We start from the raw sequence: 16,546 nt of genomic DNA on the forward strand, positions 1-16,546 counted from the left end.
CACCGCTGTTTTTTTCCTGGTACAAGTATGCGGCAATCCGGCGCGTTGGGAAGGTGCAAACGCGCTTCAATTCACGGCGTGATCCAAGGAAGAGTCCGCGCCGAGGCACCACCAGCGCGGCAACAATTGCTGGATACGCGGTTCGGCAAACCGGTCGTCAATCAGCATCACCACACCGCGATCCTGGCGCGTGCGAATCACCCGGCCGGCAGCCTGCACCACTTTCTGTACGCCCGGATACAGATAGGTGTAGTCGTAACCGCTGCCGAAAATCGCCGCCATGCGCCGCTTCAACTGCTCGTTGACCGGGTTGAGCTGGGCCAGGCCCAAGGTGGCAATGAACGCTCCGATCAGACGTGCCCCGGGCAAGTCGATACCCTCGCCGAATGCCCCCCCCAACACAGCGAACCCGATACCCTGACTCTCGGCTGTGAATTGGTCGAGAAACGCCTGACGCTGCCCTTCGGCCATGCCCCTGGACTGTTGCCACAGGTTGATCTGCGGATGGCGTTCGGCGAGCAGTGTCAGCACCTGTTGCAGGTAATCGAAGCTGCTGAAGAACGCCAGGTAATTGCCCGGGCGCTCACTGAACTGGCGGGCGATCAGTTCGACGATCGGCTCCAGCGACGCCTGGCGGTGGTTGAAGCGCGTGGAAATCCGGCTGACGATCTGCACCTGTAACTGTTCGGCACTGAACGGTGACTCAACGTCAATCCATACCGTATCGGCGGGCGTGCCGAGCAAGTCGGCGTAATAGTGCCGCGGGCTCAGCGTCGCGGAGAACAGCACGCTGCTGCGCGCCGCTTTCAGGCGCGGGCCGATGAGCGCGGCCGGCACCACATTGCGCAGGCACAGCTGTGACAACGGCCGTTTACGGTCGAGGTCGCGCTTGCTGATATCGAACAGGTAATGCTCGTCGAACAGCTCCGCCACCCGGCCGAACTGCAGCATGTCGAAATAGAAGGTCTGCAGGGCGCTGTCGAGTCCCTGCGGATGATCGTTGAGGTAATCGCCAATGGCCGCGCTGCACAGGGAAACCGCTTGCAGCAGTTTCTCCGGGGCCTTGTCGTAGGCCTGATACGGGGCCAGTTGTGGCTGATGCAGTGCGTTCCATTCACGGTTGACCCGTTGCAGGGATTTCTTCAGGGCTTCGGGAGCCGATTTGCGCACGCTGGCCAGCGCGGCCTGATCGAGACTGGCGCTGTACATCGACCGCCCACGTTCGACCAGGTTGTGCGCTTCGTCGGCCAGTACCGCAACTTTCCACTGATTGAGCTGGGCGAGACCGAACAGCAGTGCACTGAAATCGAAGTAATAATTGTAGTCCGCGACCACCACGTCGGCCCAACGGGCCATTTCCTGGCTCAGGTAATACGGGCACACGCTGTGCTGACGGGCAACATCGCGCATCGCTGCCTGATCGAGCAGACGGACCCGGCTGGCCGCCTCCCGGGCGGCGGGCAGTCGATCATAAAAGCCTTGGGCCAACGGGCAGGAATCGCCGTGACAGGCTTTGTCCGGATGCTCGCAGGCCTTGTCCCGGGCGACCATCTCCAGCACCCGCAAGGGCAAGTTTTCACCCTGATCGAACAACACCTGGCTGGCATCCAGCGCCAGCTTGCGTCCCGGGGTCTTGGCGGTCAGGAAGAATACCTTGTCCAGTTGCTGCGGCGCCAGCGCCTTGAGCAGCGGGAACAGCGTGCCGAGGGTCTTGCCGATTCCGGTGGGCGCCTGGGCCATCAAGCAGCGGCCGGTGCTGACGGCCTTGAACACTGATTCGGCCAGATGCCGCTGACCCGGGCGAAAGTCCGCGTGGGGAAAAGCCAATGTCTGCGCGGCCAGATTCCGCGCCTCGCGATGGGCCATTTCCTGTTCGGCCCAGTCGAGGAACAACCGGCACTGTTGCTCGAAAAAGCCCTGCAAGGCGGACGCGCTGAAGGCCTCGACCAGGCAGGTTTCCTTTTCGCTGACGATGTCGAAATACACCAGCGCCAGGTTGATCTGCTCAAGCGCAAGCGTGCGGCACATCAACCAGCCGTAGATTTTCGCCTGTGCCCAGTGCAGCAGGCGATGGTTGGCCGGCTGTTTGCTCAGGTCGCCGCGATAGGTTTTGACTTCTTCCAGGCAGTTTTGCGCCGGGTCATAGCCGTCCGCCCTGCCCTTGACCTTCAGTTGCAGGAACTCGCCTTCCAGCGCCACTTCACTCTGGTATTTGTCGCTGCGCCGCGAGGCTACGGTGCGGTGCCCGAGCATGCCTTCGAGCGCTGTCGGCGAGGGGGTAAAGCGCAAGTCGAGGTCGCCGGTCTTGGCGGTGAACTCACACAGCGCGCGCACCGCAATGCTGTAGCTCAAGCGCTCTGCTCCGCCCATTGCACGTAACACACAGCGACCGGCATCTGGTGTTCGTGACAGAACTCCAGCCAGCGCATCTGATTGTCCTGCAAGCGGTCACCGGGACCTTTGACCTCGATCATCCGGTAGGTCTTGTGTTGCGGCCAGAACTGGATCAGGTCCGGCATGCCGGCGCGGTTGGCCTTGATGTCGAGCAGCAGGCGATTGAACCAGTGCTTGAGGTGTTCGGCCGGCAGACAGGCCAGCGCTTGCTCAAGCAGCTCTTCGTTCAACGCGCCCCAGAACACGAATGGCGACTGCACGCCCCATTTGGCCACGAAGCGCTCACGAATGGTCGCGGCATAACGGCCGTCGTCGAGTTCGTCGAGACAGGCCCGGAACAGATCGGCGCGGCGTTGCTGGAAGTCCTCATTGAGCAGGTCCACCGGCCCGCGTTGAAACGGATGAAAGAACGCCCCCGGCAGCGGCGCGAAGATCGCCGGCCAGCACAGCAGGCCAAACAGCGAGTTGATCAGGCTGTTTTCCACGTAGTGCACCGGGCCGGCGTCTTCGTGCAGATGCGCCTGCACGTAGTACTCCACCGACAGCCCCGGGTCGGTGCGCGACAGTTGCAGGTCGAGGCGCTCAACCGGTCGCGGTGCTGCCCGTTTGAGCGGCGGCCCGCCGAGTTTGCGCCGCAGTCGCGGCAGCATCCGTTGCAGGCTCTGCTGCTCGGCGGCGCTTTGCGGTGCCTGCTCGGCGAGGGTGGCGAGTTCCAGCGCCAGTGCGTATTCGCCGCAACGCTCCAGCACCCGGATCATTCGCTGCCGGGCACCGGGGTACGCGCATTCGCGGTAAATGCTCAGGGCCAGGGCAAATTCGCTGATGCGTTCGCAGTACTGGCCGATCTGGAACAATACCTTGCCGCGCCGGCGTTGCAGCCACGGGTTGGCAAACTGCAGCGCAGTGACCTGTTCGACGATGGTTTCCAGCGGTTCGCCGGCCTCGAAGCGCAACTGGCAGTGATGCAGGAACAGGCAGGCGTCAACGTCTTCGCGACTGCGCAGGCCGCGGGAGTCAGCGCAGAACTCGACTTTCTCATAGGTGAAAATGCCGAGATCGGCAAGCACGAACTCCGACCAGTCCTGATACAGGTTGCCGAAGAACATCAGACGCAGGCGGTCGCACAGGTCCATGATGGACAGGCTGAACAAGCGCTCGCCGAGCGTCGGCGCCCAGTCGCACAGACTGCGCGGTTCGTTGAACTGCTCGGTCAGTATCGACAGCCAGTCATCCTTGCGCCCCTTGGGTTGCTCGATGAGGCTACCGAAGGCCTGCAGGAGTTCGGCCTTGAGCAGCACGTCGAACACCTCGGCCACCGTTAACAACGCCTGATCGTCGAGCCAGCCGTGACTCAGTAACGGTTGCGCGGCGTCGTTGATGTCACCGATTTCCGGGTAGTCGAGCTTGCCGAGGCGAAAATGCACGCCCTTGCGCATGACCATGCGCACCAGCAAACCCTGTGAGGGACGTGCCAGTGTCTTGAAGTCGCGGATAAACCCGTGCTCGGATTCACTCATCACATCGGCATAGCGAAGCTCAAGCCAATCAAGCACTTGGCGAAAGTTGTTGAGGTAATAGAACGGATCGTCGAGGGGGTTGGCAGTCACGGGAATTCAGGGCCATGGCGAGCGAGTACTGGTTATGCGTACAGATACCAGCTCTGCCCCGTCGCGTGCAAACGGAAAAAGATCAATGGCAGCGGCAATCGGAATTTTTTCAGGGTGCCATCGAACTTTTCCCGGCTGGATGGCACCAACCGCGTTAGAGACCAAAGACGGTCAATTCATATGCAATGAGGTATTTGAGGTGGGTATGAACATCAAGACTCTGGGTCTTCCCCTGGCGGTAGCGGCCCTGCTGGCATTGGCCGGCTGCTCGACGCCGACCGTCGTGACCTTGCAGAACGGCACTCAGTATTTGACCAAGGACATGCCGAAAACCAAGAACAAGGACGGTTTCTACGAGTTCGAGGATATTTCCGGGGCTAAAGTGAAGGTCCGTTCCGATGAAGTGGCAACGGTGCGCAAGGAAGACTGACCACCCGATAACCCTGTAGGAGTTGCCGAAGGTTCCTACAGGGGAGCGTTATCCGACAAGCATTGTGGGTGTTAATCGAAAGCAGGCAGGCCAACGATGCTGTTATCGCAGCTGAAATACTGTTCGCCCCGGCGCGCCAGTTCTGTTTGCAGACGTCGGCAGCGCTCCAGATCCTGTTGGGTCATGCGGTCGATGCTCAGGTTGCCGGTGGCTTGCGCTTGTTTGTCGTCACCCCGGCGAAACGTCACGAATGGCTGTTCGGGCTGGATCTGAAACAGGCTTTTCTCTTCGACCGGCTCGACCGCTTCGGTCTTCGCCGGCTTGGGCAGTTGATCGCTGCTGATCCCGTAACGGCTCAGAATCGAGGTCGGCGGCAGATCGGCCCAGGCATTGGCCGATAACAGCGCCAGTCCGACAATCCCGACATACCCCTTGAACCTTCTCACGTGTGCATCTCCTGTACTCAATGGCAGCTAGCTATAGAACGTGTGTGCACGTGCTGGCTTTAGGCCGCTTCTGCTGTTTGCAGAGCTTTTGAGTCAGGGAGTGGCTGTCGAGTCACTTCTAATACCGAGTTAAATTCTCCGCGAGCAGGCTCGCTTCCCCAGGGTCTATGTCAACGACACAGATCCAGTGTGGGAGCGAGCCTGCTCGCGAAGAGGCCCTTACCGGCGCCACCTCAACCTCAGGCGATCACAATGCCATCGGCGTGCAGACTGTTGAGTGCCACCCCGACCAGCGTCACCGAGTCATTGCCAAACGTCAGTACCGTGTCCTGTCCAACCGTCGCGGCATGGGCGCGGAAATCGTCGTTCGGCAACACGCCCTGCACGCCGAGGAACACCAGTTTGTCGTTGGACGTAAAACCGACCACCCGGTCCTGACCGAATGCGCCATTGAACAGGAACGTATCCGCCCCGCCCCCCGACTCCATCAAGTCATTACCGGCGCCACCGACAAACACATCGTTGCCGGCGCCGCCGATCAAGTGGTCATTGCCCTCCAGACCAAATAGCCAGTCACCCCCGGCATGCGCCTTGAGCGTGTCGGCGCCGCTGGTGCCCTTCACGCTGGACTCGTACTGCGTGACGTTGTTACCGACCTTCAGGCCGCTGGCCGTCACGCTATGGGTCACGTCGTCCTTGAACAGGCCCCAGAGGAAGCCGGGCTCCTTGGTAACGATGCTGCCGATGTCGCGGGTGATGCTGATCCCGCCGTTGGCGTCGCGGATGTACAGATTGCCGGCACCGTCGTTGGCGAAGTCGAACTTGTTCACCGATTGCTGCAAGTCGAGGGTGTTGTTGCCGGCGCCGCCGAGGATGACGTTGTAGCCGCCACCGTCACGGAAGGTGTCGTTGCCGGCGCGACCTTCGAGGTAGTCGTTGCCGCTGCCGCCCTGGATCAGGTCATTGCTGTCGCTGCCGATGATGAAGGTGCTGCCCTTGTGGGTTTCGGCGTTACGGTTCAGGTCCTGCACCCAGGTGTTCGCCCGCGCCGGGTCCGACAGGTTGGCGACAATGATCGTCGAGTCCTTGCTGGTGAGGTCATAGAACTTCGACTCGATGATCCGGTTCATGCCGTCGCCGTACGCGGTGGGCAGGTGCGAGATCCAGGTGGGGATGTTGATAATCGAGAACGGCAGCAGATTCCACGCCGTCGAGGCGTAGTGATCGTTGAAGCTGACGATGTTGTCGGTGGCCGACTCTTTGGGTGCATCGTGCACGCCGACCGAGGCGCCGGTGAAGGTCGAGCCGTCGAGGGCGCGGAATACCGGATCGTTTTCGTAACCGACGTTGAGCACTTTGTCGGTGCTGCTCTGGGTGGGCGAGGCGTAGGCGATGTAGTTGGAATCGGCGAAGAACCCGCCCCACTTGCCGCCACTCAGGTCGGCCATGCTGTTGACCGCCAGCCCGCCGAGGCTGTGGCCGCTGACGAGCACGTCCTTGCCGGTGAGGCCGCTGGCCTTGGCGAACGCCACCACATCGTTGAGCAGATTGCCGAACGCTTCACCGACGTAGTTCTTGGCGTAATCCTTGGGGCCGAAGGCTGCCAGCAGGTCGTTGATCACGTCGCCAATGGAGTCGAGGATGAGGTTTTCCCGCGGGCCGCTGGTGCCACGAAAGGCCACGCCGATTTCCGTGAGATGCCCCTGGGCGTCGTACTTGCCGAGGATTTCGACCTGCGCGGTGGTGTAACCGGCCTTCTCGCCGAAGAAGGTTCCCCGGGCGTCAGTCTTGCCGTCGTAACCCAGCTGCGAAGCAGTGATGGGTGTCCAGCCCGCCTTTTTCACCGCATCGAGGGCGAGTTTTTCCGAGTCGGGGTTCCATGGAATACCGGGAATCACCCCTTGCGAATCGGTGCCGCCGAGCAGCGCCGTGACCAGCGTGGCGGGCAGGCCGATACCGAAACCGTTGTGCTGATATCCGGCGGCAAAGCCATTATCGAGGTTGTGGTAGGAATACAGCGTGATCGCCATGGCATCGCTGAACAATGCCTTGGAATCGGCTGTGCCGAAGTTCTTGTAGTCATACACACCCATTGCTATTGCCTCTCTCTTTGTTGGAATTGTCAGAGATAGCTCACAGCCAGGGCGCCCCTCACGGGCACGCCCCGGAGCATTTTCACTACTTACACGTCAAACCTGTGGGAGCGAGCCTGCTCGCGAAGGCGGTGTATCAGGTACGAATACTTCAACTGACACACCGCACTTGCGAGCAGACTCGCTCCCACATTTGTTGCTTAGGCGAAGACGAAAGACGCGTCCGACAGGTTAGCCACTCCAACCCCGACCAGGGTCACGGCATACTCGCCAATCTTCAGCACGGTATCAGCGCCGGACTGCGCAGCATGCTGCTTGTAGTCATAGCCCTGCCCCGCACCTTCGACCCCCATGAACACCAGTTTGTCGCTGCCCTGGTAGCCATTGATCGCGTCGAAGCCGAACGCGCCGCTGAACAGGAAGGTGTTGTTGCCACCCACGGCGGTCATCACGTCGTTGCCGGCGCCACCGACGAAGGTCACGTGGCCCTTGTCGCTGATCAGTTTGTCATCACCGCCCAGACCGAACAGCCAGTCACCGTCAGCGCTGGCGTGCAGCGCGTTGCCGTACGCATCGCCGTTGAGCGAATGGGTGTACTGAGTCAGTACGCTGCCATTGGTCAGGCCTTTGGCAGTGACGCCCCAGGTGATTTCCTTGCTGCCCCACCACGAACCCGACTCCTTGCTCACCAGCGCGCCGATGTCGCGGGTCATGCTGATGCCGCCGTAGGCGTCGCGCACGTACAGGGTGCCGTCACCGTCGTTGGCAAAACTGAAGTTCTGCAGCGGTTTCTGCAGTTCGAACGTGTTGTGGCCCTGGCCACCGAGCAGGATGTTGAAACCGCCGTCATCGCGGAAGCGGTCATCGCCGCCCAGCCCTTCGAGGAAGTCATTGCCCGCCCCACCCTTGAGCCAGTCGTTGCTGTTGGTGCCAATGATGAAGGTGCTGCCGGTGTGCGGCTCGCCGCTGCGCCCCAGATCCTCGACCCAGGTCTTGCCCCGGGACGCTTGCTCCAGGTTGGAGACGATGATGGTCGAGTCCTTGTGCGTCAGGTTGTAGAACGTCGAATCGATCACCCGGTTCAGGCCATCGGCATAGCCCAATGAGCCATGGGCCGACCAGTTCAGCGGATTGACGATACTGAACGGCACCAGATTCTGCGCGGTGGACGCGTAGTTGTCGTTGAAGTTGACGATGTTGTCGGTGGTCGACTCGTGCGGTCCGTCGTGCTTGCCCAGCGAACCGCTGCTGAAGGTGGTGCCGTCCAGCGCACGGAACACCGGATCGTTTTCGTAACCGATGTTCAGCACGTTGTTGCCGGTGCTGCTCTGGGTAGGTGAGGCGAACGCAATGTAATTGGCGTCCTTGAAGAAGCCTCCCCAATTGCTGCTGCTCAACTCGGCCACGCTGTTGACCCCGAGACCACCGAGGCTATGACCGCTGAACAGCACGTCCTTGGCCGCGATGCCATTGGCAATGGCGAACGCAGCGACAGCCTTGAGCAGGTTGTCGAAGGCGTTTTTCGCGTACTGACTCGCGTAATCCGACGGTCCGATGGCGGCCAGCAGGTTGTTCTTCATGTCGCCGAAGGTGTCGCTGTAGCCCAGCCCGCCGGTGCCACGAAAAGCCACACCGATACCGACCAGCTTGCCGGCCGCATCGTACTTGCCGAGCACTTCAGCCTCGGCGCTGGTGAAACCGTCCTTCTCGCCGAAGAACGTGCCTTGCGCCCCGACCTTGCCCTGGTAGCCCAGCGCCGTCGCGGCAACCGGCTTCCATGCGGTCGCCGGCAAGGGTTGGCCCGTCGGGGTATAGGCATACAGCGTCAGCGCAATGGCGTCGCTGTACAACGCTTTGCCATCGGCATTTTTGTAATCGAACAATCCCATGTTGTGCTCTCTCTTCCTTCAAAAACGGCAGCCCCCTGCGGGGCTGCCAGTACTCCCTTAGAACTGCCAGTCGAGGGTCAGACCCACACCGTGGTCCTTCTCGTTGTTACCGATCAGTCCGTTGTAATCCAGGTTTACCCGGACATCGCGATTGAGCGCCAGCCCGGCGCGCACACCGACCACTGCGGCATCACGATCCATCGACACGCTCTGCACATTGAACGCGCTGTTGCCATTGGCGAAAGCCAGGTGGCTGTCAGCATCGACGCTGCTCAGATTGTGCTGCCAGCCGAGGGTGGCCCCCAGTTCCAGCTGATGTTTTTCCGACAGCGCAAAGGTGCGTTTGGCGCGTACGCCAAGGGTCGACAGCACCACATCGCGGTTGTCTTCACCGCCCTTGAGCGCCGCCGCATCACCCTTCTCGGTGAAGCTTTCGGTGTTCAGGTGCACGTACGACAGATTGGCGAACGGCTCCAGATTCATCGGTTGCAGGCGCAGATCGTAAGCCGCTTCAGTGAACAGCTGGGTGGTTGCGGCATCGTGCTTGGTTTTCTCCTTGCCACTGACGCCAGCGAACTGCAGATCACGTTTCACGTCCACGCGATGCCAGCTGTAAGCCGCACCCGCAGTCAAGCGCAATGCATCGATCTGATGCCCCAGGTATGCACCCAGGTGGTAGCTGTCGACCGAGGCCGACGAATGCGTGCCGCCCCCCATGTTCAACGAGCTGTCGCTATAACCAGTAACGAAACCCAGACGAGTATCTTCAGCAATCAAGCCGTCGACACCGGCCAGCAAGCCGCCAATAGAGCTGTTGGAGTCGGCATTTTCATGCCCGCCATCGCTCTTGCCCCACGAACCGAGGACCTTGACCCAGGCGTTGCTGCGATCGTCGGTCGGCGCGTTGGCATTGAACAGATCACGCTCGCGCAAACGCTCGCCCACCGCTTCACGCAGGTAGCGGCTGTCGTTGATCAGCAGGGTGCCAATGGCCGGGTGGATTTCACCGGACAGTTGCTGGAAGGCTTGTTGCGCCGAGGCCGCATTCGGCGACAGCAGCAGAGTTTCGAACAACGCATTGCCCGCGCCCAGACGCTCGGCAGCCGCGCCGACCGCACGCTGGTTCGGCGTCAGGCCGACACTGGCGAACGATGCACCGTTGCGCCCCACGTCCAGTTGCACGCCGTTCGCCGAGTACGCCAAGGTGCCGCCGAGAAACGCGTAGTTCGGCAACACTTGCCCGAACTGGCCTTGAATGCCACCGGCCGCTTGCAGAATGTTGAACTGAGCGCCCTGCAGGCTTTTCACTTCGGTGGTGGTCAGCAACGTCGGGCTGTTTTCCAGCGACAGGCTGACGGTCGCGCCATCAATCACCGCTTTGCCACCGGCCACGATTTTGTCGCTGCTGGTCGGCGACACTTCCACCGCGTAGGTCGAACCCTGCTCGAAGGTCACATCCCCGGCCACGTTCAACGTACCGATGGAGTTGCCCGGCGCGACAGTACCGCCGCTTTTCGCGGTCAGTGCGCCAATATGGCCGTTACCGCCGAGGATGCCGCTCTCATTCACGGTGACCGCCGAGGCCAGCGAACCGTTGATCGCCAGACGTCCCTGATTGACCAGGGTCGGGCCGCTGTAGGTGTTGTTGCCGGTCATCACCAGTGTGCCGATGCCCTGTTTGGTCAGGCCGCCGTGACCGGAAATGTCGTTGCGCCAGGTGTCGAGACCGCAGGTGATGTCGTTGCACACGCGTTCGGTGGGCTTGCCCTTGTCGATGATCGCGCCGATACCCGGCAAGTCGGCGACAAATTGCCCGGAGCCGTAGGCGCCCTGGATGCGGAACTCTTGCGGGATGTCTTTCTCGGTGACGAACATCGCCGGGCCATCAATGCCCTTGCGCAGGTTGATCATGCCCCAGCCATACAAGGCGTCGATGCCCGGTGCGCCGAGGTCGGTGGCCGTGGTGCGCAGTACCGTGGCGACCTGATCGCCGGTCATGTACGGGAAGCGCTCCATCAGCACCGCCATCGAGCCGGCCACATGCGGCGCGGCCATCGAGGTGCCATTGTAGTTTTTGTAGCCGGTGGTCAGGTTGTCGGCGTTGGTGCCGCTGATGATCGAGCTGTAGATCTGCGTGCCCGGCGCCGAGACGCAGAAACTCGCGGTATAGCCGCAACGTGACGAGAACGTACTCATGATGTACGGGTTGGCGCTGGCCTGATCCGGGTTCTTCTGCAACGCGGCGACAGTGATCCAGTTCGGCGCGATGTCCGGGACGAAGTAACCGAGGCCGGCGATGGCGTCCGGGTTGTTCAGGTTGTAATCGTTGCCGGCGGCGAAAATCGTCACGATGCCGCTGCGGGCGGCGGCGATGGCGCCGTCGTAGGCACCGCCGGGCTTGGTGCCGAGCAAGGTGCGGATTTCGTTGAACTGCAATTGCGCGTCGTTGACGGTGAAGTGCGGATGCGCCGGGTCGCGGCCACCGAGGTCGAAGCGGTCAGTGATGCCGATGCCCCAGCTGTTGTTGATGATCCGCGCACCGCTGGCGATCAGCGCATCCCAACCGGCCTTGTACACCGCGCCGTCGTTGCCACGGACGATGCCGTCTTCCGGGCCTGGGTCACCGTTGTCGGCACTGATGATCTGCGCACCGAACGCCACACCGTGCATCGGCCCGCCGTCACGGCTGCCGGCCGCGATACCACCGACGTGGGTGCCGTGGGCACCGAGCTTGCCGTCGGAGCCGACCGAGGGTGAACCGTCATAACGAAACGCATCGCCGGCTTTGACCGGAATGTACGGGTCGGTGTACTCGCGGATCCCGCTGGTGACCAAGGTGATGACCTTGTTGCTACCGGAGAATTCCGGGTGCGCGGCGTACACCGGCTGGTCAAAGATCCCGAGCTTCACGCCTTTACCGGTGTAGCCGGCGGCGTAGGCGTAATCGGCACCAATCGCGCCCAGGCCCCATTCCGCCTTGAACTCGGCGCTGCGCCAACTGGCGGGATCGCCCGTGCGGCCGTTCTCCACGTAAGGCGCAGCGTATGCAGTGCCCCAGGTAGCCAGCGCGCAGAGCATGGCGCCGTTGAGGGTTTTCATGGCGAAGCGACCACCCGTTTGCGCGGGGGTATTATTCTTATTCATCCAGCGACCTTCCTTAGTGTTATTGCGAAAAATCCGTCTACCAGCCCCTCACCTGGGCCTGGGATTCAACTCTTGTGGCGAGGGGATAAACCGCCTCACCACAAATGTGTGTATGCGTTCACGGGGCCTGCCGGGATTGTTCAGAACTGCCAGTTCAGGCTCAGACCCACGCCATGGCTCTTCTCGCGATTGGCCAGTTGGCCGTTGTAATCGAGGTTGACCCGCACGTCCTTGCTCAACGCCAGGCTGGCCTGCACGCCGACCAGTGCGGCGTCGCGTACCAGCGCCGAACTCTCTATCGCGTACGGTGTGCTGCCGCTGGCAAAACGCAGATGCTGTTCGGCGTCGATGTCGCTCAAGCTGTGCTGCCAGCCCAGGTGGCCGCTGACGTCCAGTGATTGTTGCGTCGACAGATTGAACGTCTTCACCGCACGCACGCCGAGGGTGCTGAGCACCGCATCCCGCTGCTCGCCAGAGCTTTTCAGCGCCGCTGCGTCGCCCTTTTCGGTGAAGCCGTCAGTATCCACATGCACATAAGCGAGGTTGGCGAACGGCTCCAGTGCGACCGGTTGCAGATTCAGGCGATAAGCCGCTTCACCGAAGACCTGAGTGGTGGCTGCATCGACCTTGGCTTTCTGTTTCGCACTGACGTCGCCGTATTGCAGATCGCGTTTGACGTCGGCGCGATGCCAGCTGTAGGCCGCGCCGGTGCTCAGGCGCCAAGCGCCAATGTCGTGACCGGCGTAAGCGCCCAGGTGATAGCTGTCGACCGAAGCCGACGAATGCGTGCCCGAGCCCATGTTCAGCGAACTGTCGCTGTAACCGGTAACCAGACCGATGCGGGTCTGCTCGTCCAGCGCGCCATCGACGCCGGCCAGCAAGCCGCCGATCGAGGTGCTGTAGCGCGAGGTATCAGAACCGGAGTCAGTCGAGCCCCAGGCGCCGAGTGCCTTGACCCAGCCGTTGCCTTGCGTGGTGCTTGCATCGCGCAGACGTTCGCCGACGGTATCGCGCAACTGGCGGCTGTCATTGATCAGCATCGAGCCGAGCGCCGGGTAGATTTCCCCGCTCAGTTGCTGGAATGCCTGTTGCGCGGAGGCGGCATCTGCCGACAGCAGCAGGCTTTCGTACACCGAATTGCCGGCGCCCAGCCCCTCGACGGCCACCGCCACCGCGCGCTGATTCGGGGTTTGTCCGACGCTGGCGAACGAGGTGGCGTTGCGCTGGATGTCGAGCTCCATCGCGTTGGCCGTGTAGTCGAGGTTGCCACCGATGAACAGGTAGTCGGGCAGCACCGCGCCGAACTGGCCCTGAATACCACCGGCCGCTTGCAAAATGTCGTACGAGTGGCCAAGCAGGCTTCGGGCCTGGGTGGTGCTGAGCAGGGTCGGACTGTTTTCCAGCGACAGACTGACGGTAGCGCCGCTGATGCTCGCGCTGCCGCCGGCAACGATGCGGTCGCTGCTGGTCGGCGACAACTCGACCGCGTACGTAGCGCCCGGGGCAAAGGTCACGTCACCGGCCACATTCAAGGTGCCGATCGAATTGCCCGGAGCCACGCGGCCACCGCTGTTGGCAGTCAGCGAGCCGATCCGCCCGGACCCGCCCACTGTGCCGCTGTCATTGACTGTCACCGCCGAGGCCAGCGAACCGTTGACGCTGAGCAAGCCGCCATTGACCGTGGTCGGCCCACGGAAGGTGTTGTCGCCGGTCAGCAGCAGGCGTCCTGCTCCGGACTTGATCAGGCTGCCCTGATAGACCCGCGTCGCCGCTGCGGCATCACGGGCCATGCCCACCGCGTAGTCAGTCTGATCCTGCTGACTGGCGCCGGCCGCAACGCCGTTCTGCCAGCCTTTGTCCTGCAGGGTTTGCTGCCAGGCACGGTGTTCGGCGAGGTCTTCGCCCTGACGCTGGAGCAAGGCCTTGTCGGAGATGTCATTGCTCCACACATCGCTTTGCCCGGCGGCCAGATTGGCATTGAATGCCCCCAACAATTGTCCCGGCCCGTGCATCGCCCGGTTCAGGTTGGCCACGCCCCAGCCGACCCGGTCGGTTGGCGCTGCGGTGATCGAGCCGTCGAGTTGCGTGGCGGTGGTCAGCAGCACTTCGAGGGCCTGCTGATTGTTCATGTACGGGTAGCGCTCCATCACCAGCGCCAGTGCCCCGGTGGCGTGCGGCGCGGCCATCGAGGTGCCGGACTTGATCGCGTAATCGCCACCGGGGATGGTGCTGTCGATCTTCGCGCCCGGCGTGGTGATGCACCAGTATTTGGCGATGCCGCACTGGTTGTACTTCTGCTGATTGCTTTGATCCAGTCCCGAGACCGCCAGCCAATGGCCCTCAAGATCCGGCTGAAAGTACGGCAACGCCGAGCGCACGCTGGCGTTCGGGTAACCGCTGTTGCCGGCGCTGAACACGTTGATCACGCCGCGTCGCGAGACATCCGCCGCCGCATCGAGCCAGGTGCCCTGATTCCAGTGCTGGGCATAGGCTGCGTGCAGATCAGCCAGGGTGCGATAGCTGACATCCGGCGGCTGGCTGCCCCAACTGTTGTTGATTGCGCGCACGCCGGCATCGGCCAGGGCGTCGTACGCCGCTTTGAAATAACGCGGATCGGGTTTGGGGCCGAACAGGAAGCTGTCGTTCTTGTTGGTGTTGCCGACGAAGATCTGCGCGTTGTACGCCACACCGTGCATGCCGTTGCCGTCACGGCTCGCGCCCATGGTGCCGACCACGTGGGTGCCGTGGGAGTCGTTGTTGGGGTTGAGGGTGCCGTTGACGCTGAACAGCGAACCGTCGACGTAACTGCCTGACGCCAGCACCGGGTGATAGCGGTCGGTGGCGAACTCGGGGTGGGCGGCATCGAAGCCGGAGTCGAGGGCGCCGATCTTCACGCCTTTGCCGGTGATCCCGGCGGCATAGGCCTGATCGGCCTGCATCCGCGCAAGGCCCCAGTCACGCTGGAATTCGGCGCTGCGCCAACTGGCGGGATCGCCGGGTTTGCCGGTTTCAAGGTACTGCGCATTAGCTTGCGCGATAGAAACTACGAGCAACAGGGTGCCGACCGCTGCCGGCTTGATGCGTACGTCCATGTTCACCACTCACTTTCTTTGTTTTTTTAGAGTTGTTAAGCCGATCACCCAGGAATCAACACAGGTCAGTGCAAGACCTTAGTTCGTGTTGCTTTTCGGGCCTTGTCCGAAGGCCTCATCCACCCGCGCCAGGTCCTGTTCGTTCAACGTCCCCGCGTAGTAATGCAGCTTGGTCCAGGCCATCAAGTAGTCGTAGCGTGCCTGTGCCAGATCGCGGCGGGTGGTGAACAGTTGTTGTTCGGCGTTCAGTGCATCCAGATTGGTCCGCTCACCGCCAAGAATGCTTTGCTTGGTCGACACCACCAGCGCTTCAGCCGAGGTCAGTGCCTTCTGATAAGCACGCAGTTTGTTGACGCCCGACAGGCAGGCGCTGAACTGGCGGCGCAGCTCGATCAAGGTCTCGCGGGTCTTGCCGTCGAGTTCGTATTCGGCCTGCTCCATGGTGCGGCTGGCCTGACGGGTCGAGGCCGAGACCCCGCCACCGGCATACAGCGGCACGTTGACTTCAAAGCCAATGGTGTTGGTGTCGTACCGCTGGTTATAGGTGTTGCCGCTGTCCGATTCAGTCTGGCGAATCGAGGCGTAGGCACTGACTTTCGGCAGGTGCCCGGCGCGGTTGCGCTCCACTTCGTAGCGCGCCACTTCCACCGCCTGACGTTGCGAAGCCAGGTTCGGGTTGTTGCTGATCGCCAGTTCGTGCCAGGTGTCGTAGTTGGCCGGCATCAGCGCTAAGGTCTGGAAGTTCTGATCCAGCGGCGCCAGCTCACTGATGTCCACCGTCGGCACACCCACCAGCGCACCCAGCTCACGCAGCGCGGCGTCCTGTTCGTTGCGCGCCTCGATTTCCTCGGCCGTCGCCAGTTCATAGCGCGACTCGGCTTCGAGAATGTCGGTGCGCGTGCCCTCACCCTGCTTGAACATGTGCTCGTTCTGCTGGAACTGCTGCTCATAGGCTTTCTTCTTGGCCTGAGCGATGTCGATCTGATCCTGCGCGAACAAGGCCTTGGTGTAGTTATCCAACACCCGCACCAGCAGCTCCTGACTCTTGCCGCGAAACGCCTCGTCGGCAAACAACGACTGCGCCACGCCTTTGCGATACGCCGCGTAGGCTTCGTAGTCGAGCAGCGGTTGCTGCAGGGTCAGGGACGAACCGTAGCTGTTGTAGTTACGGTCTTCGGTCAGGTTGCCGCGTTTGGTCAGTTGCGTGGCCTTCGAGGTGTTGTGACCGCGGTTGTAGTTGTAACCCAGCTTCGGCAACAACCCGGCGCGGCCGATGATGCGGTTTTCCAGACCCGCGTCGCGCTCCTTGATTGCGCCAAGGAACACCGGGTCGTTGCGCAATGCCTGCTCGTAGATCTCGAATGGCCCCATGGCCGCCAGCGCGCTGTTTCCTGCGAGCAGCGCGAACGCTGCTCCCAACATCGAAAGCTTATTCATACAGCCGAACATCC

General features: G+C 61.9%; 9 protein-coding genes. 1 reads left to right on the forward strand and 8 read right to left on the reverse strand.

Features of this window, described 5'->3' with window-relative positions:
• Nucleotides 1–66: 66 nt before the first annotated feature.
• Both AC0J41_RS12740 and AC0J41_RS12745 read right to left on the reverse strand, forming a co-directional pair.
• Nucleotides 67–2,352: an ATP-dependent DNA helicase gene (locus AC0J41_RS12740; protein WP_473015811.1), complete on the reverse strand. Its 2,286-nt coding sequence runs from the start codon at nucleotides 2,350–2,352 to the stop codon at nucleotides 67–69.
• Complete coding sequence (locus tag AC0J41_RS12745; protein WP_473015812.1) at nucleotides 2,349–4,001, reverse strand: VRR-NUC domain-containing protein; 1,653 nt, start codon at nucleotides 3,999–4,001, stop codon at nucleotides 2,349–2,351. The genes AC0J41_RS12740 and AC0J41_RS12745 overlap by 4 nt, the downstream gene beginning before the upstream one ends.
• A 205-nt stretch (nucleotides 4,002–4,206) precedes the next feature.
• Between AC0J41_RS12745 and AC0J41_RS12750 the strand changes: the two genes are divergently transcribed.
• On the forward strand, nucleotides 4,207–4,431 hold the full coding sequence (locus AC0J41_RS12750) for a YgdI/YgdR family lipoprotein (RefSeq protein WP_025109636.1): 225 nt from the start codon (nucleotides 4,207–4,209) through the stop codon (nucleotides 4,429–4,431).
• A gap of 71 nt (nucleotides 4,432–4,502) precedes the next feature.
• Here the strand turns inward: AC0J41_RS12750 and AC0J41_RS12755 are convergent, their stop codons facing one another.
• From AC0J41_RS12755 to AC0J41_RS12780, 6 genes are all read right to left on the reverse strand, one after another.
• Nucleotides 4,503–4,877 carry a hypothetical protein gene (locus tag AC0J41_RS12755; RefSeq protein ID WP_025109635.1) on the reverse strand — a complete coding sequence of 125 codons (375 nt, stop codon included), beginning with the start codon at nucleotides 4,875–4,877 and terminating at the stop codon, nucleotides 4,503–4,505.
• Between the two features lie 239 nt (nucleotides 4,878–5,116).
• A complete protein-coding gene (locus tag AC0J41_RS12760; RefSeq protein ID WP_473015813.1) occupies nucleotides 5,117–6,970 on the reverse strand; it encodes a polyurethane esterase in 1,854 nt (617 codons plus the stop codon).
• A gap of 200 nt (nucleotides 6,971–7,170) precedes the next feature.
• On the reverse strand, nucleotides 7,171–8,859 hold the full coding sequence (locus AC0J41_RS12765; RefSeq protein ID WP_473015814.1) for a polyurethane esterase: 1,689 nt from the start codon (nucleotides 8,857–8,859) through the stop codon (nucleotides 7,171–7,173).
• A 57-nt stretch (nucleotides 8,860–8,916) separates the two neighbouring features.
• Nucleotides 8,917–12,003 (reverse strand): autotransporter domain-containing protein, encoded by a 3,087-nt coding sequence (locus tag AC0J41_RS12770; RefSeq protein WP_473015815.1) that lies wholly within the window; start codon nucleotides 12,001–12,003, stop codon nucleotides 8,917–8,919.
• Between the two features lie 140 nt (nucleotides 12,004–12,143).
• The gene (gene eprS, locus AC0J41_RS12775; protein WP_473015816.1) at nucleotides 12,144–15,095 is read right to left on the reverse strand and encodes an autotransporter serine peptidase EprS; all 2,952 of its coding nucleotides are present in this window, start codon (nucleotides 15,093–15,095) and stop codon (nucleotides 12,144–12,146) included.
• A gap of 78 nt (nucleotides 15,096–15,173) precedes the next feature.
• On the reverse strand, nucleotides 15,174–16,544 hold the full coding sequence (locus tag AC0J41_RS12780; RefSeq protein WP_473015817.1) for a TolC family outer membrane protein: 1,371 nt from the start codon (nucleotides 16,542–16,544) through the stop codon (nucleotides 15,174–15,176).
• Nucleotides 16,545–16,546: the final 2 nt, after the last annotated feature.

This window comes from Pseudomonas sp. Arb-4-2C, from assembly GCF_055755015.1.

Excerpts from the sequence above, each read along its gene's own strand:
- eprS (WP_473015816.1), bottom strand. The coding sequence starts at position 15,095 with ATGGACGTACGCATCAAGCCGGCAGCGGTCGGCACCCTGTTGCTCGTA.
- AC0J41_RS12750 (WP_025109636.1), top strand. The coding sequence starts at position 4,207 with ATGAACATCAAGACTCTGGGTCTTCCCCTGGCGGTAGCGGCCCTGCTG.
- AC0J41_RS12760 (WP_473015813.1), bottom strand. The coding sequence starts at position 6,970 with ATGGGTGTGTATGACTACAAGAACTTCGGCACAGCCGATTCCAAGGCA.
- AC0J41_RS12770 (WP_473015815.1), bottom strand. The coding sequence starts at position 12,003 with ATGAATAAGAATAATACCCCCGCGCAAACGGGTGGTCGCTTCGCCATG.
- AC0J41_RS12780 (WP_473015817.1), bottom strand. The coding sequence starts at position 16,544 with ATGTTCGGCTGTATGAATAAGCTTTCGATGTTGGGAGCAGCGTTCGCG.
- AC0J41_RS12765 (WP_473015814.1), bottom strand. The coding sequence starts at position 8,859 with ATGGGATTGTTCGATTACAAAAATGCCGATGGCAAAGCGTTGTACAGC.